At 74.9% G+C, this 21,452-nt stretch carries 16 protein-coding genes; 9 read left to right on the top strand and 7 right to left on the bottom strand.

Going from position 1 to position 21,452, the window contains the following annotated elements; genetic code table 11:
• Positions 1-10: 10 nt before the first annotated feature.
• Positions 11-1,933 (bottom strand): ABC transporter ATP-binding protein, encoded by a 1,923-nt coding sequence (locus AB0946_RS21540; protein ID WP_366762330.1) that lies wholly within the window; start codon positions 1,931-1,933, stop codon positions 11-13.
• A gap of 96 nt (positions 1,934-2,029) precedes the next feature.
• Between AB0946_RS21540 and AB0946_RS21535 the strand changes: the two genes are divergently transcribed.
• Positions 2,030-2,995, top strand: a complete 966-nt coding sequence (locus tag AB0946_RS21535; RefSeq protein ID WP_366762234.1) for a lysylphosphatidylglycerol synthase transmembrane domain-containing protein — start codon at positions 2,030-2,032, stop codon at positions 2,993-2,995.
• A 46-nt stretch (positions 2,996-3,041) separates the two neighbouring features.
• Positions 3,042-3,806 carry a crotonase/enoyl-CoA hydratase family protein gene (locus tag AB0946_RS21530; protein WP_366762233.1) on the top strand — a complete coding sequence of 255 codons (765 nt, stop codon included), beginning with the start codon at positions 3,042-3,044 and terminating at the stop codon, positions 3,804-3,806.
• Positions 3,807-3,833: 27 nt separating this feature from the next.
• Here the strand turns inward: AB0946_RS21530 and AB0946_RS21525 are convergent, their stop codons facing one another.
• Genes AB0946_RS21525 through AB0946_RS21515 form a run of 3 tightly spaced genes read right to left on the bottom strand, consistent with a single transcriptional unit; the run spans position 3,834 to position 7,887 of the window.
• Positions 3,834-5,060 (bottom strand): FAD-dependent oxidoreductase, encoded by a 1,227-nt coding sequence (locus AB0946_RS21525; protein ID WP_366762232.1) that lies wholly within the window; start codon positions 5,058-5,060, stop codon positions 3,834-3,836.
• Positions 5,057-6,460 carry an FAD-dependent oxidoreductase gene (locus AB0946_RS21520; RefSeq protein WP_366762231.1) on the bottom strand — a complete coding sequence of 468 codons (1,404 nt, stop codon included), beginning with the start codon at positions 6,458-6,460 and terminating at the stop codon, positions 5,057-5,059. The genes AB0946_RS21525 and AB0946_RS21520 overlap by 4 nt, the downstream gene beginning before the upstream one ends.
• The gene (locus AB0946_RS21515; RefSeq protein ID WP_366762230.1) at positions 6,457-7,887 is read right to left on the bottom strand and encodes an FGGY family carbohydrate kinase; all 1,431 of its coding nucleotides are present in this window, start codon (positions 7,885-7,887) and stop codon (positions 6,457-6,459) included. The genes AB0946_RS21520 and AB0946_RS21515 overlap by 4 nt, the downstream gene beginning before the upstream one ends.
• Positions 7,888-8,139: 252 nt before the next feature.
• Between AB0946_RS21515 and AB0946_RS21510 the strand changes: the two genes are divergently transcribed.
• The 6 genes from AB0946_RS21510 (at position 8,140) to AB0946_RS21485 (ending at position 15,710) form a co-directional block, all read left to right on the top strand.
• The gene (locus AB0946_RS21510) at positions 8,140-9,138 is read left to right on the top strand and encodes a hypothetical protein (RefSeq protein ID WP_366762229.1); all 999 of its coding nucleotides are present in this window, start codon (positions 8,140-8,142) and stop codon (positions 9,136-9,138) included.
• Positions 9,139-9,217: 79 nt separating this feature from the next.
• Positions 9,218-10,756: an amino acid permease gene (locus AB0946_RS21505; RefSeq protein WP_366762228.1), complete on the top strand. Its 1,539-nt coding sequence runs from the start codon at positions 9,218-9,220 to the stop codon at positions 10,754-10,756.
• Positions 10,757-10,945: 189 nt separating this feature from the next.
• Complete coding sequence (locus AB0946_RS21500; protein ID WP_366762227.1) at positions 10,946-12,037, top strand: mechanosensitive ion channel family protein; 1,092 nt, start codon at positions 10,946-10,948, stop codon at positions 12,035-12,037.
• A 42-nt stretch (positions 12,038-12,079) separates the two neighbouring features.
• On the top strand, positions 12,080-12,511 hold the full coding sequence (locus tag AB0946_RS21495) for a DUF4186 domain-containing protein (RefSeq protein ID WP_366762226.1): 432 nt from the start codon (positions 12,080-12,082) through the stop codon (positions 12,509-12,511).
• A gap of 37 nt (positions 12,512-12,548) precedes the next feature.
• Positions 12,549-14,768, top strand: a complete 2,220-nt coding sequence (locus AB0946_RS21490; RefSeq protein WP_366762225.1) for an NADP-dependent isocitrate dehydrogenase — start codon at positions 12,549-12,551, stop codon at positions 14,766-14,768.
• Between the two features lie 150 nt (positions 14,769-14,918).
• Entirely contained in the window at positions 14,919-15,710 is a 792-nt protein-coding gene (locus AB0946_RS21485) for an N-formylglutamate amidohydrolase (protein ID WP_366762224.1), read from the top strand.
• Between the two features lie 485 nt (positions 15,711-16,195).
• On the opposite strand, the gene AB0946_RS21480 is transcribed toward AB0946_RS21485, so the two are convergent.
• The 3 genes from AB0946_RS21480 to AB0946_RS21470 are packed head-to-tail and all read right to left on the bottom strand — an operon-like array spanning position 16,196 to position 18,734.
• Entirely contained in the window at positions 16,196-16,651 is a 456-nt protein-coding gene (locus AB0946_RS21480; RefSeq protein WP_366762329.1) for a hypothetical protein, read from the bottom strand.
• A gap of 14 nt (positions 16,652-16,665) precedes the next feature.
• On the bottom strand, positions 16,666-17,304 hold the full coding sequence (locus AB0946_RS21475; protein WP_366762223.1) for a sigma-70 family RNA polymerase sigma factor: 639 nt from the start codon (positions 17,302-17,304) through the stop codon (positions 16,666-16,668).
• Positions 17,301-18,734, bottom strand: a complete 1,434-nt coding sequence (locus AB0946_RS21470; protein WP_366762222.1) for a S8/S53 family peptidase — start codon at positions 18,732-18,734, stop codon at positions 17,301-17,303. The genes AB0946_RS21475 and AB0946_RS21470 overlap by 4 nt, the downstream gene beginning before the upstream one ends.
• 76 nt (positions 18,735-18,810) lie before the next feature.
• Here AB0946_RS21470 and AB0946_RS21465 point away from each other — a divergent pair, with 76 nt between their 5' ends.
• Positions 18,811-21,423, top strand: a complete 2,613-nt coding sequence (locus tag AB0946_RS21465; RefSeq protein WP_366762221.1) for a CHAT domain-containing tetratricopeptide repeat protein — start codon at positions 18,811-18,813, stop codon at positions 21,421-21,423.
• The last annotated feature ends 29 nt before the right edge of the window (positions 21,424-21,452 follow it).

Raw genomic sequence — 21,452 nt, 5'->3', positions numbered from 1 at the left:
CGGCGCACCCTCACCCCACCGTCGGCACCCGCTCCTCCCCCGCCCCCGCCTCCGGCGCCACCGTCTGCGCCGCCTCGCCGCGCCCCGCGAACTGCGTGCGGTGCAGCTCGGCGTACCGGCCCCGCGCTGCCAGCAGTTCGTCGTGTGTGCCGCGTTCCACGATGCGGCCCGACTCCACGACCAGGATCTGGTCGGCGGCGCGGACCGTGGACAGGCGGTGGGCGATGACCACGGCGGTGCGGCCCTCCAGGGCCTCGGTGAGCGCCTCCTGGACGGCCGCCTCGGAGGTGTTGTCCAGGTGGGCGGTGGCCTCGTCCAGGATGACCACCCGCTGGCGGGCGAGCAGCAGCCGGGCGATCGTCATGCGCTGGCGTTCGCCGCCGGAGAGCCGGTAGCCCCGCTCGCCGACGACGGTGTCCAGGCCGTCGGGCAGGGACCGGACGACGTCGGCGAGGCGGGCGCGGCCGAGGGCGTCCCACAGTTCCTCGTCAGCCGCGTCGGGGCGGGCCAGCAGCAGGTTGGCGCGGACGGTGTCGTGGAAGAGGTGGCCGTCCTGGGTGACCATGCCGAGGGTGGCCCGCAGCGAGGCGGAGGTGAGGTCGCGGACGTCGACGCCGCCGATGCGGACCGCGCCCGCGTCGACGTCGTACAGGCGCGGCAGGAGCTGGGCGATGGTCGACTTGCCGGCGCCGGAGGAGCCGACGAGGGCGACGGTCTGGCCGGGCTCGGCGCGGAAGGAGATGCCGCGCAGCACCTCGGTGCCGCCGCGGGTGTCGAGCGCGGCGACCTCCTCCAGCGAGGCGAGGGAGACCTGGTCGGCGGACGGGTAGGAGAAGCGGACGTCGTCGAACTCGACGGCGACCGGGCCGTCGGGGACCTCGCGTGCGTCCGGCTTCTCGGTGATGAGCGGCTTGAGGTCGAGCACCTCGAAGACCCGCTCGAAGCTGACGATCGCGCTCATCACCTCGACCCGGGCCCCGGCGAGCGCGGTCAGCGGGGCGTACAGCCGGGTCAGCAGCAACGCGAGGGAGACGACCGCGCCGGGCTCCAGGGTGCCGCGCAGCGCGAACCAGCCGCCGAGGCCGTAGACGAGGGCCAGGGCGAGGGCGGAGACCAGGGTGAGGGAGGTGATGAAGACGGACTGGGCCGTCGCCGTGCGCACGCCGATGTCCCGGACCTGGGCGGCCCGCGCCGAGAACTCCGCCGACTCCTCCTCCGGGCGCCCGAACAGCTTGACCAGGGTGGCGCCGGGGGCGGAGAACCGCTCGGTCATCCGGGTGCCCATGGCCGCGTTCAGCGCCGCTGCCTCGCGCTGCATGCGGGCCATCCGGCTGCCCATGCGGCGGGCGGGCAGCACGAACACCGGCAGCAGGACCAGCGCGAGCAGGGTGATCTGCCAGGACAGGGTGAGCATCACGGCGAGCGTGAGCAGCAGGGTGACCAGGTTGCTGACGACACCGGAGAGGGTGTTGGCGAAGGCGCGCTGGGCGCCGATCACGTCGTTGTTGAGACGGCTGACCAGCGCGCCCGTACGCGTACGTGTGAAGAACGCGACGGGCATGCGCTGCACATGATCGAACACAGCCGTTCTGAGGTCGAGGATGAGTCCCTCCCCGAGCGTCGACGACAGGCGGCGGCCGAGGATGCCGAGCCCCGCCTCCGCGAGCGCGACGAGCGCGATGAGCAGGGACAGCCGGACCACCGTGCCGGAGTCGTGCCCCGCCACGATCGCGTCGACGACGCGGCCGGCGAGCACGGGTGTCGCGACGGCGAGCAGGGCGGTCACCACCCCGAGCAGCACGAACCGGGCGATGCCGGCGCGGTGCGGGCGGGCGAAGGCGGCGATGCGGCGCAGGGTGGCGCGGGCGAAGGGGCGACGCTCGGACTGCGCGTTCATCACGCTGTGCAGCTGCGTCCAGGCGGTGGTCTCCATGCTCATGGAAGAGACCGTAGAACCTCAAGGTTCGTTGAGGTCAATGTCCGCGACGGTTCACCCGCCGTTGGGACGCCCCGGAGACCCTGTGGCGGTGTGACTGCCGTCCCGCTCCCCCGTCGGCGCCCGCCCCGGCGCCTCCCCCTGCGCCAGGTGCTGTGCCTGGTGCCGCTCGGGCTCGTCGCCGTGGCCGCCGTACGGCACCGCTCGGTCCTCGCCGAGGGCTTCGGCCAGCTGCGCACCGCCTCCTGGCCGTGGCTGCTCGTGGCGGCCACGGCGACCTGCCTGACCTGGGTCGCCGCCGCCGTCACCCGGCAGGGCGCGGTGCTCCAGCCGCTGCCGAGGGGGCGGCTGCTGGCCACCCAGTTCGCGGCGGCCGCCGCCAACCACCTGCTGCCGACCGGGCTCGGCGCGGGCGCCGTCAACCTGCGGTTCATGACCGTGTGCGGGGTGCCGCCGGCGCGTTCCTCGGCCGCGCTCGCCCTGTATCTGCTGGCGGAGTGCGTGGGCCGGCTCGGGCTGCTGGCCGCGCTGCTGATCGCGTTCCCGGACGCGCTGCGGCTCGGTCCCCTGCTGCCCGACGGCTCGGCGCTGCCGCTGCTGACAGGCGTGCTGGCGTTGCCGGTCGTGGCGGTGGCCGGGGCGGCGCTCGTACGGCCGCTGCGCAGGCGTGTGTCCGCGTTCGCGCGGGACGCCCTGAACGAGGCCCGGTCGGTGCACACCCGGCCGGCCCGCGCCCTGGCGCTGTGGGGCGGCTCGCTGGCCTTCCCCGCACTCCAGGCGGCCGGACTCGCGGCCGTCGGGCAGGCGCTGCGGTTGCCGGTGCCGCCCGCGCACATGGTGCTGGCCTACCTCGCGGCGACGGTCGCGGTGGCGCTGGTGCCCACACCCGGCGGGCTGGGGTCCGTGGAGGCGGCCCTGGTCGTGGCCCTGGTCGCGGTGGGCGGCCCGGCGGCGGTGGCGACGGCGGTGGTGCTGGCGTACCGGATCATCACCGTGTGGCTGCCGCTGGTGCCGGGGGCGCTGACCCTGGGCGCGCTGGTGCGGCTGAAGGTCATCTGAGGCAGAGTGGCCCCCCGAGCCGCCCCGCCCCAGAAGGAGACCCGCCGTGCCGGTGCGTACGGAACGCGAGGAGTACGTCACCACGGTCGTCCTGTCCCGGCCTGAGGCACGCAACGCGGTGGACGGTCCGACGGCCGCCGAACTGGCCGACGCCTTCCGGGCGTTCGAGGCGGACGACGGCGCCCGGGTGGCGGTGCTGTGGGGTGAGGGCGGCACCTTCTGCGCGGGCGCGGACCTGAAGGCGATCGGCACGGAGCGCGGCAACCGGGTGGCGCGGGACGGCGACGGGCCGATGGGACCGACGCGGATGCGGCTGTCCAAGCCGGTGATCGCGGCGGTGGCCGGGCACGCGGTCGCGGGCGGCCTGGAACTCGCCCTGTGGTGCGATCTGCGGGTCGCCGAGGAGGACGCGGTGTTCGGGGTGTTCTGCCGCCGCTGGGGCGTGCCTCTGATCGACGGCGGCACGGTACGGCTGCCCCGGCTGATCGGCACCGGCCGGGCCCTGGACATGATCCTCACCGGCCGCCCGGTGCCGGCCCGCGAGGCATACGGGATGGGTCTGGTGAACCGGCTGGTGCCCGCCGGGCACGCGCGCGCCGAGGCGGAGGCGCTGGCGGCGGAGATCGCCCGCTTCCCGCAGGCCTGCCTGCGCGGTGACCGGGCGTCGGTCCTGGACCAGGAGGGGCAGGACGAGGAGACGGCGCTGCGCGGCGAACTCCGTGGGGGCATGGGGGTGCTGGCCGAGGGCGTGGAGGGCGCCGCCCGGTTCGCGTCGGGTGCCGGACGGCACGGGTCGTTCACGGACTCGTGAACCGCTGCCCCCGCGGCGGCCCCGCGCTCAGCCGGCGCTCACGCGTACCTCCCCGCCGTCGGGGTCGACCCGGTGGTGCCAGCGGGTGCCGAGGGTCAGGGTGCGGTCGGGCAGGGCGGTGGGGAGGCGCTCGTGGTGCAGGAGGCGGCCGTCCTGGCGGACGTACAGCACCGGCCGGTGCAGCGGGACGCCGGTGCGCAGGACGTGGGGAGCGGACGGGGCGGCCGGGGTGACGCGGTTCGGGGCGATCCAGCGCAGCGGCGGTGCGACGGCCACGGGGACGCCGGGGGCCGGCCAGGGCGCGCCCGCCAGGAAGTCGAGCACCGCGCCGGCCGCCCGGGCGCCCTCGCGGGCCGCCGTGCCGGCGGGCTCCACGGCGTGCAGGACGTTGCCGGCGGCGAAGACACCGGGGCGGGAGGTGTGCAGGGAGCCGGCGACGGCGGGGCCGCGGGTGCCGGGGTCCAGGGTGAGGCCGCCGCGCCGGGCCAGTTCGTGGTCGGGGACGAAATCGCCGGTGAAGACCACGGTGTCACAGGGGAGGACGGTCGTACGGCCGTCCCGGTGGCGGACGCCGACGCCGGACAGGCGGCCGTGGCCGAGGAGTCCGGTGACGGTGGTGTCGGTCAGCAGCGGGACGCCGTGGCGCAGCAGGGCCGCCCGGGCGCGGACGCGGCCGGTCTGGGCGCGCGGGTGTTCCGTGACGAGGGCGACGACCTCGGCGCCGCCCGCGCGGACGGTGTCCGCCGCCGCGTAGGAGACGTCCGCCGCGCCGACGACGACCGCGCGGGTGCCGATGTGCTGCCCGAACAGGTGCACCGCCTGCTGGAGTTCGCCGGTGGTGTACACGCCGGCGGGGCGGGTGCCGGGCACCAGCCGGGCGGAACGCGGGCGTTCGCGGGCGCCGGTGGCGAGGACGACCGCCCGTGCCGTGACGGTCTCCGGGCCGCCGGGGCCGACGGCGGTGAGCACGGGTCCCGTCGGCGCCCAGTCCAGCGCCGTCACACCGGTCCGGACGGTGGCGCCCGCGCGCTCGGCGGCCTGTGTGAGCAGGCGGGCGTACCCGGGGCCGGTCAGCGGGTGCGTCCAGGTGCCGAAGCCGCCGTGGGCGCAGTGCCGGGGCACTCCGCCGGGCCGCGCCTCCCGTTCCAGCACCTCCACGTGTCCGGCGCCGGCGGCGGCCAGCCGCGCGGCGGCGGCGAGCCCGGCGGGGCCGGCACCGACGACGAGGACGTCCACGTGCCGCGGGGCCGTCATGGTCTCGTCCCCCGCTCGAACAGCTCCCGTACCGCCGCGCCGCAGTAGAAGCCCTGGCAGCGGCCGGACCGGGCGCGGGTGCGGCGGCGCAGGCCCTCCAGGCTGCGGGGCGGGACCGTACTGGCGAGGGCGTCGCGGATCTCCCCGCGGGAGACGCGCTCGCAGTGGCAGACGAGGGTGCCGTACTCGGGGTCGGCGGCGATGAGGCCGGGGCGCTGGTAGGGGCGTGGGAAGGCCTCGCCGAGGTTGGGCATGGTCACCGGGTCCGGCTCCCGGACCGGGCCGAGGCCGAGGCCGCCGTCGGCCAGCAGTCCCACGACGTGGGCGGCGATGGCCAGGGAGGCGGTCAGGCCGGTGGAGCGGATGCCGCCGACGGTGACGTACGCCTGCGCGGGGTGCGCGGTGATGCGGTAGTCCTCGTGCCCGGTGGCCGCCCGCAGCCCGGCGTAGACGGCGGTGACCTCCTCCTCCAGCAGGGCGGGCAGGATGCGCCGGCCCTGCTCCCGCAGCGCGGCCGTCCCGTCGGCGGTGGAACCGGTGGCCTCTTTGTCGCTCAGGTCCTCGGCGGTGGGGCCGAGCAGGACGTTGCCGTGGACGGTGGGGGCGACCAGGACGCCCTTGCCGAGGGCGGTCGGCACGGGGAGGAGGATGTGCCGCACGAGGGGGCGGGCGAGCTTGTCGTAGACGAGGAGCTGGCCGCGGCGCGGGGTGACGGTGAAGTCCTCGTGGCCGAGCGCGCGGTCCAGGGTGTCGGCGTGCAGTCCGGCCGCGTTCACCAGGTGACGGGCGCGCAGGGTGCCCCGGCTGGTGGTCAGCAGGTGCCCGTCCGGTGAAGTCACCTCGCGGACGGCGGTGTTGAGGTGCAGGTCGACGCCGGCGCGGACCGCCTGGGTGGCGTAGGCGAGGGTCGTCGTCCAGGGGCAGATGATGCTCTCGCCGGGGACGTGCAGGGCGCCGAGCGCGCCGGGGCCGAGGCGGGGCTCGCGGGCGTACAGCTCCTCGGGGCCCAGCAGGGCGGTGTCGTGGTACGCGTTGCGCTCGGCCTTCTCCGCCAGCCGGGGCAGCGCGGCGAGCTGTTCCTCGTCCCAGGCGACCAGCAGCGCGCCGACCCGTTCGACGGGGATGCCGCTCTCGGCGGCGTAGGCGCCGAGGAGTGCGTACCCCTCGCGGACCAGGCGGGCCTCCAGGGTGCCGGGGGCCGCGTCGAAACCGGTGTGCAGGATCGCGGTGTTGGCCTTGGAGGTGCCCTGGCCGACGTCGTCCTGGGCCTCGACCAGGGCGACGCGCAGCCGGGGCCGGCGGGCGAGCTCGCGGGCGATGGCGCAGCCGACGACACCGGCACCGACGATGGCCACGTCGTAGGGCGTCGTGGGCAGCGGCCCGGCCGCGGTGACGGTCACGCGCCGAGGAGGGCCGCGACGGCGGCGCGGAAGCCGGCGCGGCGTTCGGCGGCCTGGTCGGCCGGGATGCGGGGCTCGTACACGGCGGCGGGTCTCCGGTCGGGCAGGGCGTCCGCGACGCTCAGGCCGGGCTCCGCGCCGAGGCGGGCGAGGGCGGCGGCGCCGAGCGCGGTGGCGTCGGCCAGGCCGGACACCTCCACGGGGCGTTGCAGCAGGTCGGCCTGGGTCTGCATGAGGAGCGCGGAGCGCGTGAGGCCGCCGTCGACGCGGAGCGAGGTCAGGGGCGCGCCCAGGTCGCCGGCGGCTGCCTCGGCGAGTTCGGCGACCTGGGCGGCGATGCCCTCGCACAGGGCGCGCACCAGGTGGCCGGCGGTGGTGTCGAGGCCGAGGCCGGTGAGGGAGCCGCGCAGGTCGCCGCGCCACCAGGGGGCGGCGAGTCCGGCGAGGGCCGGGACGAAGGTGACCCCACCGCTGTCGGGGACGGTGCCGCCGACCGGGTCGAGGTCGGCGGCACCGGAGAGGACACCGAGGTCGGTGAGCCAGCGGACGGCGGAGGCGGCGGTGTACACCTGGCCGTCCAGGCAGTAGCCGGTGTGTCCGGCGAGCCGCCAGGCCACGCAGCTGACCAGCCCGGAGTCGCCGCGCCGGGGGCGGTCGCCGGTGTGGGCGAGCAGGAACGCGCCGGTGCCGTAGGTGCACTTGGCGGCGCCGGGCCCGGTGACGCGCTGGGCGAGCAGGGCGGCCTGCTGGTCGACGATGAGTCCGGTGAGCGGGATCTCCGGGCCGAACGCGCGGGTGGTGCCGACCCGCTGGGCCGCGTCGGTCACCTCGGGGAGGCGTTCGCCGGCCAGGCCGTAGAGGTCGAGGGCGCGCGGGGACCACTCGGCGCGGTCGAGGTCGAGCAGCTGGGTGCGGCCGGCGGTGGCGGCGTCGGTGGCGAAGGCGCCGGTGAGGCGGTGGACGAGCCAGGCGTCGGAGGTGGTGACGACGCCGTCGCGGGTGAGGTGGCGGCGGATCCAGGCCATCTTCGGCGCGGCGAAGTACGGATCGAGGGGCAGTCCGGTCAGCTGCCTCAGCTCATCGGCGTGATCGAGGAGTCCGGCGCACACGGTCTCGGCCCGGCGGTCCTGCCACACCAGGGCGTCGGTCAGCGGGCGGCCGGTGTCCGGGTCCCAGGCGAGGACGGTCTCGCCCTGGTTGGCGAGGCCGAGCGCGACGACGTCCTCGCCGGCCTCGGCGAGCGCGCGCCGGCCCGCCTCCACCACCGAGTCGTACAGCCGGGCCGGGTCCACCTCGACCAGGCCGCCGGGCAGGTGGCGGGGGCGCACCTCGGCGAAACCGGTGCCGAGGACACCGCGTTCGGGGCAGACCACGAGCGCCTTGGTGCCGGACGTGCCCTGGTCGACGGCGAGCACCGGTCCGGTCATCGCGCCCCCTCCGCCGCGGCCTGGAAGATCACCGCGTCAGCCTGCCGCCGTCGCGGGTCCGGAGTCAAGGTCTGCCCTCGGTGCCCAACTCGCCCTGTGGCTTGTTGACTTGGCAACAATGGTACGGCGGAACACGCGCCTCTATAGTGACCGCCGACCACTCGATACATCTTCATCACCGCCCAGGGGAGGGCTGTTGCAACGTCACCCCGCCACCACGCCCGTGCGCCCGTGGCCGGGGGCCGGCGGCTGATGGCCAGAGACGGAGCCCGCCCCTCCTACGACCCCGCCGGCCCCGACCACGCGCTGCGCGCCGCGCTCCAGGAGCTGCGCACCGGCCGCTGGATGGCCATGCGCGCCCTGCTCGCGGAGACCACGCGGTGGTGGCAGTGGACCCAGCGCACCCAGGTGCTGGCGGCTGCCGCGGCCGGCACCGACGTGGTGCGGGCCTGGCTCACCGAGGAGCCGGACAGCGCGCACGCGGTGGTGATGCACGCCCGCGTCGGCGTCGAGCGCGCGCTGCGGGCCCGCCGGGAACGGCACCGCCGTACCCATGAGCTGTGGATCGAGGCGTGGGACGCCGCCCAGTCCGCGACCGTGGCCGCCCCGCGGGACCCGGTGCCCTGGGTGTGTCTGCTGGCACTGGCCCAGCTCGACCCGGAGCAGCGCTGGGAGGAGCACCGGGCCGCCGCGCCGGAGCCGATGCTGCCGCCGGGCCCCTGGGGGCTGCTGGCCGAGGCCGGAAAGCGTGACCCGTTCAACCGCGAGGCCCATCACCGGATGCTCCAGTTCCTGTACGCGCGCGGCGGTTCGGGCCGGCTCGCGGAGGCCGCCGGGTACGCGCAGTGGGCCGCCGGACAGGCCCCGCCCGGCTCGGCGCTGCACCTGCTGCCGCTGTACGTCCGGGTCGAGCGCTACCGCCGGGACAGCGGGCACGACGCGGCGCTGGACCTGCACTGGGTGGTGGAGGAGGCGACCCGGGAGGCGCGGCGCGCGCTGCACTCGTGGTTCGAGCGGACGGAGCCCGCCGAGCGCGGGCTGCCCGACCTCAACCACCTGGCCCACGCGCTGTGGGGCTCCCTGCAGTTTTCCCAGGCGGCACGGGTGTTCGACGCGATCGGCCCCTACTTCACCCCGCCGCCCTGGATGTACCGCACCCCGGACCGGGACCGCGCCGTGGAGGTCTTCGTACAGGCCCGGGACCGCTGCCGGGCCGCCGCGCAGGGCTCCCGGCCCGAACAGCGCCCCTGACCACCGCGTCCGCACACCGCCCCGGAACGACCCCGTTGCACGTGCCCGTCCGACAACCGTTGATCCAGGAGGTCCCCGCGTGTCCCCCACCCCCGGCCCCTCGTCCGCCCCCTCCCCCGGTCTGCCGCAGCAGGACGAGGAGCAGCGGCTGCGGGAACTCGGCTACCGGCCGGTGCTGGCCCGCCGCATGGGCGGTTTCGGCAACTTCGCGATCAGCTTCTCGGTCATCTCGATCCTGTCCGGCTGCATGACCCTGTACGGGTTCGGCCTGAACACCGGCGGCCCCGCCGTGATGCTCTGGGGCTGGGCGGGCGTCGGCCTGTTCGTGCTGTGCGTCGGGCTCGCGCTCGCCGAGGTCACCAGCGCCTACCCGACCTCCGGCGCCCTCTACTACATGGCCGACCGGCTCGGCGGCCGGCGCTGGGGCTGGTACACCGGCTGGCTGAACCTGCTCGGCCTGCTCGGCGCGATCGCCGGCATCGACTACGGCGCCGCCCTGTTCACCGGCGCGTTCGCCAACCTCCAGTGGGGCTTCGAGCCCACGCCCGGCAGGACCATGCTGATCTTCTGCGCGATCCTGCTGCTGCACGCGGTGCTGAACCTGTTCGGCGTGCGCCTGGTCAGCCTGCTCAACTCGGTCAGCGTGTGGTGGCACCTGGCGGGCGTGGCGCTGATCGTCGGCGCACTGGTGATCGTCCCGGACCACCACCAATCGGCCTCCTTCGTGTTCACCGAGTTCGTCAACGAGACCGGCTGGCACAACCCGCTGTACGTGGCGGCTATCGGCCTGCTCCTCGCGCAGTACACCTTCTCCGGCTACGACGCCTCCGCCCACCTCTCCGAGGAGACCTCGCACGCCTCGGTGGCCGCCTCCCGCGGCATCGTCCGCGCCATCTGGGTGTCCTGGCTGGCCGGTTTCGTGCTGCTCGCGGGCCTCACCTTCGCCATCCAGGACTACGACGCCACGCGCACCACCGGCACCGGCGTACCGCCCGCCCAGATCATGCTGGACGGCCTCGGCACCGACGGGGCCAGCGCCCTGCTCCTCGTGGTCATCGTCGCCCAGCTGTTCTGCGGCAACGCCGAGGTCGCCGCGGCCAGCCGGATGGTGTTCGCGTTCAGCCGGGACGGCGCGCTGCCCGGCTCGCACCTGTGGCGCAAGGTCAGCGGGCGCACCCAGACACCGGTCGCGGCCGTCTGGCTGTCCGTCGTCGTGGCCTGTGTCCTCGCCCTGCCGTCGCTGTACTCGGCGACGGCGTACAACGCGGTGACCGCCATCAACGTCATCGGCATCACCCCGGCCTACGCCATCCCCGTGTTCCTGCGACTGCGGGCGGGCGACCGTTTCCAGCCGGGTCCGTGGCAACTGGGCCGCTGGAGCAGGCCGGTCGGCTGGATCGCGGTCGTGTGGGTGGCGTGCGTGACGGTCCTGTTCTGCCTGCCGCAGTCGTCGCCGGTCACGGTCGACACGATGAACTACGCCTCCGTCGCCCTCGCGGTGGTCCTCGTGCTGGCCAGCGTCTGGTGGTACGTCGCCCGCCGGTCGTACGGCACCCCCGCCACCGCCGCGTACGGCAGCGACCGCGACCAGGCGGACCTCGCGGAGGGCATCGTCTGAGCCGGCCGCCCGAAGCGCGCCGGTCCCGGTTCGGACCGGTGTGCCGGATGCGGCAGGATGAACGAGCGCGCCGGTCACCGGAGTTCCTCCGGCCGGCGCGGTCGCACATCCCGGACTTCGAGCAGGTGACAACGTGACGAGACTTCACAGACGGTGCTCCGCAGCGGTTCCGCGCCCCGGAGGTGACCGGTGAACCGCGCGCTGACCCTGGACGACCTCGTCCTCGCCGGCATCGCCGTGGCGGCGGGCCTGGTGCTCGCCTTCATGTCGCGCACCCTGCTGCGCTGGCTGGCCAAGCACGCCAAGCGGACCCGCTGGAGCGGCGACGACGTCATCGTGGACGCGCTGCGCTCGGTCGTGCCCTGGGCGGCGATCGCGGGCGGCGCGGCGGCGGCAGCGGCCGTACTGCCGCTCACCCGGACCGTCCAGCACCATGTGAACCAGGCGCTCGAGGTCTGGCTGATCGTCGTGGTGACCTTCTCCGCGGCCCGCGTGATCGCCGGCCTGGTCAGTTCGGTGACGCAGTCGCGCTCCGGGGTCGCGGGCTCGGCGACGATCTTCGTCAACATCACCCGCGTGCTGGTGCTGGCGATCGGCTTCCTGGTCGTCCTGCAGACCCTGGGCATCTCCATAGCGCCCCTGCTCACCGCCCTCGGCGTCGGCGGTCTGGCGGTCGCCCTGGCGCTCCAGGACACGCTCGCCAACCTCTTCGCGGGCATCCACATCCTCGCCTCCAAGACCGTCCAGCCGGGCGACTACATCCGGCTCGGCAGCGGCGAGGAGGGCTATGTCGTGGACATCAACTGGCGCCAGACGACGGTCCGCCAGCTCTCCAACAACCTGGTGGTCATCCCCAACGGCCAGCTCGCCAAGGCCAACATGACCAACTTCACGCGGCCCGAGCAGGAGCTGACCGTGCTGGTGCAGGCGGGGGTGAGCTACGACTCCGACCTGGAGCACGTCGAGCGGGTGACCGCCGAGGTGGTCACGGAGGTCATGACGGAGGTCACGGGCGCCGTGCCGGAGCACGAGCCCGCCATCCGCTTCCACACCTTCGGCGACTCCCGGATCGGGTTCACGGTGATCCTCGGCGTCGGCGAGTTCAGCGACCAGTACCGGATCAAGCACGAGTTCATCAAGCGCCTGCACCGCCGTTACCGCGAGGAGGGCATCCGCATCCCGGCCCCCACCCGCACGGTCTCGCTCCAGCAGGGCACGGCGGTGATCCCGCAGCAGCGCAGCGGGCAGGGCGCGGTGCCGGGGCCGCAGACCACGGAGTAGCCCGGCCGCGAAGTCCTGGCCGGCACGTACGCTGGAAGCAGTATGACGACGCCGGCACCGGACCCCCGCACGCTCGACCGGCGGCTGGACGCGCTCGCGCGCCAGCCGTTCCGGGCGAAGTTCCACCTGCGCGGGCGGGACCGGGCGACCGCCGCCCTGAAGGGACCGGCGACCCTGCGGTGGCACGCGTACGACCTGATCGCCAAGCGGCTGGCGCCCGCCGAGCCGTACAAGGACGGCCGGCAGACGCCGTACCGCGGTCACCCGGTGTTCGTCGCCCAGCACGCGACCGCCACCTGCTGCCGGAGCTGCCTGCAGCGCTGGCACGGCGTCCCGAAGGGGCGCGCGCTGACCCGTACCGAACACGCGTACGTGGTGGAGGTGATCAGCCGGTGGATCGCGCGCGAGATGACGGACGGCGGTATTTCCGGCCAGGACCCCTGTCGAGCCGACCCCGGGCACGAGATATCTTGATGTCGAGCAATGTTGCAGACGTGGAGCGGAGCACCCGGTGACTGACTCGACCATCATCTACACCTACACAGACGAGGCCCCGGCCCTGGCGACGCATTCGTTCCTGCCGGTGATCCAGGCGTACGCCTCGCAGGCCGGTGTGCCCGTGGAGACGCGTGACATCTCGCTGGCCGGGCGCATCATCGCCGTCTTCCCCGAGTACCTGAACGAGGACCAGCGCATCCCCGACGCGCTGACCGAGCTGGGCGAGCTGGCCAAGACCCCGGCGGCCAACATCATCAAGCTGCCGAACATCTCGGCGTCCATCCCGCAGCTGAAGGCCGCCGTCGCCGAGCTCCAGGGCAAGGGCTACGCGCTGCCGGACTACCCGGACGACCCGAAGACCGACGAGGAGCGCGAGATCCGCGCCCGCTACGACAAGGTCAAGGGCTCCGCCGTCAACCCGGTGCTGCGCGAGGGCAACTCCGACCGCCGCGCCCCGGCCTCGGTGAAGAACTACGCCAAGACCCACCCGCACCGCATGGGCGCCTGGACCCCCGAGTCCCAGACCAACGTGGCGACCATGGGCGAGAACGACTTCCGCTCCACCGAGAAGTCCGTCGTCGTCTCCGAGGACGGCGCCCTGAAGATCGAGCTGGTCGGCGAGGACGGCACCACCACCGTGCTGAAGGAGTCCGTGCCGGTCCTCGCGGGCGAGGTCGTCGACGCGTCCGTCATGCGCGTCGCCGAGCTGAACTCGTTCCTGGCCGCGCAGGTCGCCCGCGCCAAGCAGGAGGGCGTCCTGTTCTCCGTGCACCTGAAGGCCACGATGATGAAGGTCTCCGACCCGATCATCTTCGGTCACGTGGTGCGCGCCTTCTTCCCGAAGACGTTCGCGAAGTACGGCGAGACCCTCAAGGCGGCCGGCCTCACCCCGAACGACGGCCTCGGCGGCATCCTGAAGGGCCTGGAGAACCTGCCCGAGGGCGCCGAGATCAAGGCCTCCTTCGAGGCCGAGATCGCCGAGGGCCCGGAGCTGGCCATGGTCGACTCGGACAAGGGCATCACCAACCTGCACGTGCCCTCCGACGTCATCATCGACGCCTCCATGCCGGCCATGATCCGCACCTCCGGCCACATGTGGGGCCCGGACGGCCAGGAGCACGACGCCCTCGCCGTCATCCCGGACTCCTCCTACGCCGGTGTCTACCAGGCCGTCATCGAGGACTGCCGGGCCAACGGCGCCTACGACCCGTCGACCATGGGCTCGGTCCCGAACGTCGGCCTGATGGCGCAGAAGGCCGAGGAGTACGGCTCCCACGACAAGACCTTCGAGATCCCGGCCGCCGGCACCGTCCGCCTGACCGACCAGGCCGGCAACGTGCTCATCGAGCAGCCGGTCGCGCAGGGCGACATCTTCCGCGCCTGCCAGACCAAGGACGACCCGATCCGCGACTGGGTCAAGCTGGCCGTCACCCGCGCCCGCGCCACCGGCGACCCGGCCGTGTTCTGGCTGGACGAGACGCGCGCCCACGACGCGCAGCTGATCGCCAAGGTCAAGCAGTACCTGCCGGAGCACGACACCGAGGGCCTGGACATCCGCATCCTGTCCCCGGTCGAGGCCACCAAGCTGTCGGTGGAGCGCATCCGCCGCGGCGAGAACACCATCTCGGTGACCGGCAACGTGCTGCGTGACTACCTGACCGACCTCTTCCCCATCCTGGAGCTGGGCACCAGCGCCAAGATGCTCTCGGTCGTCCCGCTGATGGCGGGCGGCGGCCTGTTCGAGACGGGCGCCGGCGGCTCCGCGCCGAAGCACGTCCAGCAGCTCGTCAAGGAGAACTACCTGCGCTGGGACTCCCTCGGCGAGTTCTTCGCCCTGGTGCCGTCCTTCGAGCAGTACGCGGCGGCCACCGGCAACACCCGCGCCAAGGTCCTCGCCGACACTCTCGACCGCGCCACGGCGACCTTCCTCAACGAGGACAAGTCCCCGACCCGGCGCGTCGGCGGCATCGACAACCGCGGCAGCCACTTCTACCTGTCCCTGTACTGGGCGCAGGAGCTGGCGAAGCAGACCGAGGACGCCGACCTCGCGAAGGCCTTCGCGCCGCTCGCCGAGACCCTCGCCGCGAACGAGCAGAAGATCGTCGAGGAGCTGAACGCGGTCCAGGGCTCCCCGGTCGACATCGGCGGCTACTACCAGGTCGACAAGGCCAAGGCGGACGCGGTCATGCGCCCGTCGGCCACCTGGAACGAGGCGCTGGCGTCGCTCGCCTAGTGCCGTCGGAGGTGCCGTGTTCCTCCGCCCCGGCCGGGTCTCCCGGCCGGGTCTCCCGGCCGGGGCGGAGGCGTGCGGGGGCGGGGTCGTTGTCAGTGCCGTGTGGCACCTTGATCGTGCACGTCCCCGCCACGACCTCAGGAGCAGCCGGTGTCCCGGACCACCCCCTCGTTCGACCTCCTCCCCGGTGCCGCCGACTCACCGGTGCTGCTGCACGTGCCGCACTCGGCGCGCGCGGTACCGCGGGACGTGCGCGCCGGGATCGTGCTGGACGACGCCGCTCTGGAGCGGGAACTGGACCACATCACGGACGCGCACACCGCCGAGATCGCCGAGCGGGCCGCCGCGCTCGCCGGGCTCCGGCCCTGGCGGTTCGTGAACCGGCTGTCGCGGCTGGTGGTGGACCCGGAGCGGTTCCCGGACGAGCGGGAGGAGATGCTCGCCGTCGGCATGGGCGCCGTGTACACGCGGACCACCCACCGAGGTGAGCTGCGGCCCGCGGACACCGACCCGGAGCCGCTGCTCGCCCGCTACTTCCGGCCGTACGCCGCGGCCATGACGGAGGCCGTGGCCGGCCGGCTGGCCGCGACCGGGCGCGCGGTGATCATCGACGTGCACTCGTATCCGGCCCGGCCGCTCCCGTACGAGCTGCACGGCAGCGGGCCGCGCCCGCCGGTGTGCCTGGGCACGGACGCCTTCCACACTCCGCCGGAGCTGACCGAGGCCGCCCGCAAGGCGTTCGCCGGCTGCGGCGAGACGGGCCTGGACAGCCCGTTCGCCGGGACGTACGTGCCGCTGGAGTTCTACGGCACGGACGCCCGGGTCGGCGCGCTGATGGTGGAGATCCGGCGGGACACGTACATGACGGAGCCCGGCGGCCCGGCCGGCCCGGGCCTGGACCACCTCGCCACGGCGCTGGCGGCACTCGTCGACGCGGTGTAGCCGTCCGGCCGGTGCGGCGCCGGTGCCGGCGGAGGACGCCGGCAGCGGCAGAGCGGCGGCCACCCCCGACCGGTCTGCTGAACGAGCATGCCCCCCCCGCTCGACCCCCGGCGGGGCACCCGGCTCGCCTCCCGAGACGCACCCCCCGCAGCCCGGCCGGCCCGGCAGCCCCCGCCCAGGCCCTCACCGGCACGCCTCCAGCCGGGCGCACGGCTCGCGACGCACCCCCACAGCCCGGCCCCACCCCGGCAGCCGTCTGCCCTCACCCGCACGCAGCCCGGCACCCCCGCTCGACCCCCAGCCGGGCACACGGCTCACCTCCCACCACGCACCCCGCCAGCCCCCGCCCAGTCCCTCCCCGCACACAGCCCGGCACCCGGCTCGGCCGGCCCGGTACATCCCCACCCGGCCCCCGGGACGGCGGTCCGGGTCCCCGTCGCGTCAGGTCCGGCACGGCCACCGTTTCTCCGGCCGGGCCGGTTCGTTCAGGTGCGGAGCCACTCCGTGACGATCACCTCCGCGCCGGTGCGCAGGCGCAGGGCGAAGGGGCCGGACGGCGGGGTGGGGCTGGTGAACCGGCCGAGGGGGTCCGCGGTGAGCGGGGCGCGGGCGGTCTGCGGGCCGCCGAGCACCTCGATCCGCGCCGGCTGCGGTGGCAGCAGCTGGCCGATCAGCCCCTCCTCGGTGACCTCGACGTCGACGGTCACCTCGCCCGCGCGGAACGTGAGCATGCGCGGCGCGTCGGTGACCCCCCTGATAGGCAGCGCGTCCACGAGGGAGTCGAAGGTCAGCTCGGCGAGCCGGGCGTCCAGGTCGTGCAGCGCGAACGCCTCCAGGGCCGCCTGCAGCAGCTCGGCCGGGACCGGGTCCAGGACGGCGGCCGCCTGGCGCAGCTCCTCCTCCAGCAGCCCGTCCGCGAACTCCTCCGGCTCCTCGGGCATCCCGTCGTCGCCGTTCACACCGCACCCCGCGTGTCCATCCGGGCCCGCAGCCGGCGCAGACAGCGCTGGCGGAGCGGGCCGATGCTGCCGACCGCGATGCCGAGGGCGGCCGAGATCTCCCCGTAGCTGGGCGGCGGCGAGGCCATCAGCACGCGCAGCAACTGCCGGCAGCGCTCGCCCAGTCCGTCCAGCTCCTGCCACAGGCGGCGGACCCGCTCGGCCCGGTCGGCCGCCTCCTCCACATCGATCAGCGTCTCTTCCGGCGTCCGGTCCTCGCTGGCCCGGTCCAGCACCCGCGGATCGTCCGTCAGGGTCAGCCGCGCCAGGCCCTTGAGCACCTTCAGGCACTCGTGCCGGGCCGTACTGGCCAGCCAGGCACCGGCCTTGTCCGGTTCCCGGATGCGGCCGAGGTGCTGGGCGAAGCGGAACCAGGTGGTCTGGAAGACCTCGTGTCCGTCGGCGTCCGACAGCCGGTGTGCCCGCACCACCGACCACACCAGCGGACTCATCCCTTCCACCAGTGCCTTCCAGGCCGCGGCGTCCCCGTCGACGGCGGACTGGACCAACGCGCCGACCTCTGTTCGGTCCACGGCTCCACCCCTTGTGTACGGCCTGTCATCGTACGCCGCGGAGCGGAGCGTTCCGGCCGTCATGCGGGCAGCGCCGGGAGCACGACGGGGACGGGTCGCCAGGTGGGCGGCCGGAGCGCCGCGACCCGCACCCCGCGCACCTCGGCCCCCTCCGCGTCCGCCGCCAGCAGCCCGGCGCCGGCCGCGCGCGGGTCGCGTTCCCGGTACGCCGTCATCCGGGCGGCGACGAGCCCCGCGGCCACCGGGGTGGCGAAGGAGGTGCCGCTCCACTGCGCGAGGCCGTCGAACATCACCTGGTCCGGCTTGGCGCCGGTGCTCTCCCGTCCCTCGCTCAGCACACCGGTGTGGCGCGGGAACTGGCAGGTGCAGGCGTAGTCGGCGTCGCCGAACCGGCAGGCGTCGTAGGTGGAGTGCTGGTAGACGTACGGCACGGGCGCGGTGAAGCCGGTGAGGGCGCTGGTGAGGCGTTCACCGGGGGCGTGGACGCGCACCCAGGGGCCGTGGTTGGTGAAGCAGGCCCCGGACGCGCCGTCCGCGCGGAGGGCGCCGACCGAGAGCACGCAGTCGGCGAACTCGGGCAGGCCGGCGTAGGCGGCGGGCCAGAACGGGACGTCACTGCCGTTGTTGCCCGCGGCGGCCACCAGCAGGGTGCGCTGCTCCCGCAGTTCCGCCATGAACGCGTCCAGGCCGATCAGACCGTCGGTGTCCGTGCTGGGCGTGCCCGCGGAGAGGCTGATGATGTCCGGCCAGCCGCCCCGGTCGACCGCGTCGAAGAGCAGGGCGCCGAACTCCGACTCCAGGACGGCGCCGGCGTCGTTGAGCGTGCCGCGCACGGTGATGTCGGTGTTGGGGGCGACGGCCGCGAGGACCCCGGCGATGAACGTGCCGTGGCCGACGTACTGGCGCAGCACACCGTCGGCGTCGGTCTCGGTCAGCTGGGCGTCGCCCGTGGTGTGGGCGAGCAGCGGGTAGGAGCGGTGGTCGTGCACCAACCCGGTGTCGATCACGAGGACGCCGACCGCCGTGGCCGGGTCGTGGCTTCCCTCGGCGGGCGCGGGGTTGGCGGTCTCCGTGCGCGGGACGGGCACGGGTTCGTCGCCGGGGCAGGCGTTGACGTTCCCCGCGATGTGCACCACGTGGTTGCGGCCGGCCAGCCGGCGGCCCTGGCGGTCCTCGGCCTCCCGCACCGCGCGCAGGGCGTGCGGGACGCTGTCCTCGCCCTCGGCCGGGTCGCCGACCCGGATGCGGGTGACACCGGTGCGGCCGGCCCGCGGACCCACGCGGCGCACGTGGTCGGGGACGAGCCCCCGGGTCTCGGTGAAGTGCGTGCGCACGGCGTCCTCGACGAACTGGGCCTCCTCGCCGTCCCGGACGAGGACGACGCCCTTCTCGTAGAAGTACCCGGCGGAGTCGTCCGGCCCCATGGTGAGGGGGACGTCCGGCAGGGAGCGCTGGATGTGGTGGAACTGCTCGTGGAATCGGTGTGGTGCCATGTGGTGTCCTCCCCCTCAAGACGGTGTCCGACAGTGAGAGCCGCGGGACCGCCGTCTGATACAACAGGCCACTACCATGCGAGACGTGACAGCGGGAAGCGAGCCGGTTCTCGAGCTGCTGCCCATGGTGTTCGCCGATCCGGGCGAGGCCCGGGCACGTGCCGAACACGTCCTGCGCGCCGCTCCGTCACCGCTCCACGGGAGCGTCGCCCACCAGGTGCTCGGCATCTGGCAGCGGGACTTCGGGGATCTGCGGATCGCGCTGAGGCATCTGCGGCGGGCCCGGGACCTGGCCGCGCGGGCCGAGTCGGCCGACCGGGAGGCCGATGTGCTCGCGACCCTCGGGGTCGCACTGGTGCACGCGGGGCGCACGCGGCAGGGGCTCGCGTCCTTCGAGCGGGGGGTCGCCCGGGGCAGCGGGCACACCCGGGCGCGGGTGCTGTACCGGCGGGCCTACGTGTGGTGGGTGCTGGGGCACCACCGCGAGGCCCTGGAGGACGTACGACGGGCCCTTCCCGTCCTACGGCAGCTCGCCGACGACATCTGGACGGCGCGGGCGCTGACCCTGCGGGCCACCGTGCACCTGGCGCTGGGCGCCGTGGACCGGGCCGTCGCCGACTTCACGGCGGCGGAGCGGCTGTGGGACACCACCGGCCAGGAACACGACAAGGCCGACGCGGTGGAGAGCCGGGGCCTGGCCGCGTTCCGCTCCGGGGACATCCCGGCGGCGCTGCGGCTGCTGGACGAGGCCGAGGAGCGCTACGCCAAGCTGGGCACCCCGACGTACAACCTGTCGATCCGGCGCTGCGAGGTGCTGATGGCGGCGGGGCTCGCCCCGGAGGCGCTGGCCGAGGCGGACGCGGCGATCGCGCTGCTGGACCGGATCGGCGGGCAGTCGACCCGCAAGGCCGAGCTGCTGCTGGCCGCCGCGCGAGCCGCCCGTTCGGCCGGGGAGGCGCAGACCGCGATAGCCCGCGCGGCCGTGGCCGTACGGCTGTTCGCGGCGCAGCGCCGCACGTGGTGGGAGACGCACGCCCGGCTGGTGCTGATCGAGGCGCGGGTGGCGGCCGGGCGCCGGTCGGGGCGGATGGTCGCGGACGCGGCGGCGGTCGCCGAGCGGCTGGCCTCCTTCGGCTCCCCGGCCGCACCCGAGGCCTCCCTGCTCGCGGGCCGGATCGCGCTGGCGCTGGGCTGGACGGCGGACGCGGAACGGCACCTGGCGGTCGCCGCCCGCAGCCGGCACGGCGGGCCGCCGCCGGCCCGGATGACGGGCTGGGCGGCGCAGGCGCTGCGGGCGCGCGCGGCCGGCTCCCGGCGCGGTGTGCTGGAGGCGTGCCGGCGCGGCCTGGACGTGCTGGACGACCACCGGATGACGCTGGGCGCCTCCGAGCTGCGCGCCCACGCGACCGCGCAGGGTGCCGAACTGGCCGCGCTGGCGCAGGAGGTGAGCCTCGCCGAGGGCAGTCCGCGGCGGCTGCTGGGGTGGAGCGAGCGGTGGCGGGCGACCGTGCTGTCCGCGCCGCCGACCCGGCCGCCGGACGATCCGGCGCTGCTGAGCGGGCTGACCGCCTACCGGGAGATCGCGGCCCGCGCGGAGGCGGCCCGGATGGAGGGCCGTCCGGTGCCGGCGCTGGAGCGCGAACAGCGGCGCCTGGAGAGGGAGATCCGCTCGCGCACCCGGCACATCGGCGGGGCCGCCGCCGACGCGGGCGACCGTCTCGACGTGGGCCGGCTGCTGGACCGGCTCGGTGACGGGCGGCTGGTCGAACTGGCGGTGGTCGACGGCCGGGTGCACGTCCTGCTGTGCGGGCAGGGGAAGGTGCGCCGGTTCGCCGGTGGCTCGCTGGCGGAGGCGGTGGCCGAGGCCGAGCATGTGCAGGCCGGGCTGCGGCGACTCGCGCACCCGGGTGCCGAGGCGCGGCTCCCTGTGGTGGAGGCGGCCGGCCGGCGCCTGGAAGAGCTGCTGCTGGCCGGGGCGGCACGGCACCTCGGGCCGGGCCCGGTGGTGATCGTGCCGCCGGGCGCGCTGCACCGGGTGCCGTGGGCGCTGCTGCCCGCGCTGCGGGAGCGGGTGCTCAGCGTGTCGCCGTCGGCGGGGAGCTGGCTGCGCGCACGGGAGACGGCGCCGCCGCCGGACGGCCGGCCCGTGCTGGTGCGTGGCCCCGGGCTCGCGACGGGCGGCGCGGAGGTGCCCGAACTGGCGGACCGGTACGGCACGGCGACGGTCCTGGAGGGCGACGACGCGCAGGTGCCGCGGGTGCTGGCGGAACTCGACGGCGCGGGCCTCGCCCATCTCGCGGCGCACGGCACGTTCCGCGCCGACAGCCCCCTGTTCTCCGCCCTGCGCATGGCCGACGGACCGCTGATCGTCCACGACTTCGAGCGGCTGGCGCGCAGCCCGTACCGGATCATCCTGTCCAGCTGCGACACCGCCCGCCTCGCCTCGGTCGGCGCCGACGAACTCCTCGGCCTGGTCACGGCGTTGCTGCCACTGGGCACGGCCGGGGTGGTGGCGAGCAGCGCCCCGGTCAACGACGCGGCGGTCGTCCCGCTGATGCTGGCCCTGCACAAGGGCCTCGGCGCGGGCCTCTCCCTGGCCGAGGCGCTGCGGGACGCCCGTGCGGCCCTGCCGGGCGACGCGGTGCACCAGGCGACGGGCTGGGCGTTCGCGGCGTTCGGCGCGGCGTGAGCGAGGGCGCGTCTCCCGTGACACGCGTG

Source organism: Streptomyces sp. NPDC046870, assembly GCF_040704595.1.
Classification (GTDB): domain Bacteria; phylum Actinomycetota; class Actinomycetes; order Streptomycetales; family Streptomycetaceae; genus Streptomyces; species Streptomyces argyrophylli.
This window is presented reverse-complemented; position numbering and strand designations above follow the sequence as displayed.

Excerpts from the sequence above, each read along its gene's own strand:
- AB0946_RS21475 (WP_366762223.1), bottom strand. The coding sequence starts at position 17,304 with ATGACGGCCGGAACGCTCCGCTCCGCGGCGTACGATGACAGGCCGTAC.
- AB0946_RS21465 (WP_366762221.1), top strand. The coding sequence starts at position 18,811 with ATGCGAGACGTGACAGCGGGAAGCGAGCCGGTTCTCGAGCTGCTGCCC.
- AB0946_RS21510 (WP_366762229.1), top strand. The coding sequence starts at position 8,140 with ATGGCCAGAGACGGAGCCCGCCCCTCCTACGACCCCGCCGGCCCCGAC.
- AB0946_RS21470 (WP_366762222.1), bottom strand. The coding sequence starts at position 18,734 with ATGGCACCACACCGATTCCACGAGCAGTTCCACCACATCCAGCGCTCC.
- AB0946_RS21495 (WP_366762226.1), top strand. The coding sequence starts at position 12,080 with ATGACGACGCCGGCACCGGACCCCCGCACGCTCGACCGGCGGCTGGAC.
- AB0946_RS21540 (WP_366762330.1), bottom strand. The coding sequence starts at position 1,933 with ATGGAGACCACCGCCTGGACGCAGCTGCACAGCGTGATGAACGCGCAG.
- AB0946_RS21525 (WP_366762232.1), bottom strand. The coding sequence starts at position 5,060 with ATGACGGCCCCGCGGCACGTGGACGTCCTCGTCGTCGGTGCCGGCCCC.
- AB0946_RS21515 (WP_366762230.1), bottom strand. The coding sequence starts at position 7,887 with ATGACCGGACCGGTGCTCGCCGTCGACCAGGGCACGTCCGGCACCAAG.
- AB0946_RS21480 (WP_366762329.1), bottom strand. The coding sequence starts at position 16,651 with ATGCCCGAGGAGCCGGAGGAGTTCGCGGACGGGCTGCTGGAGGAGGAG.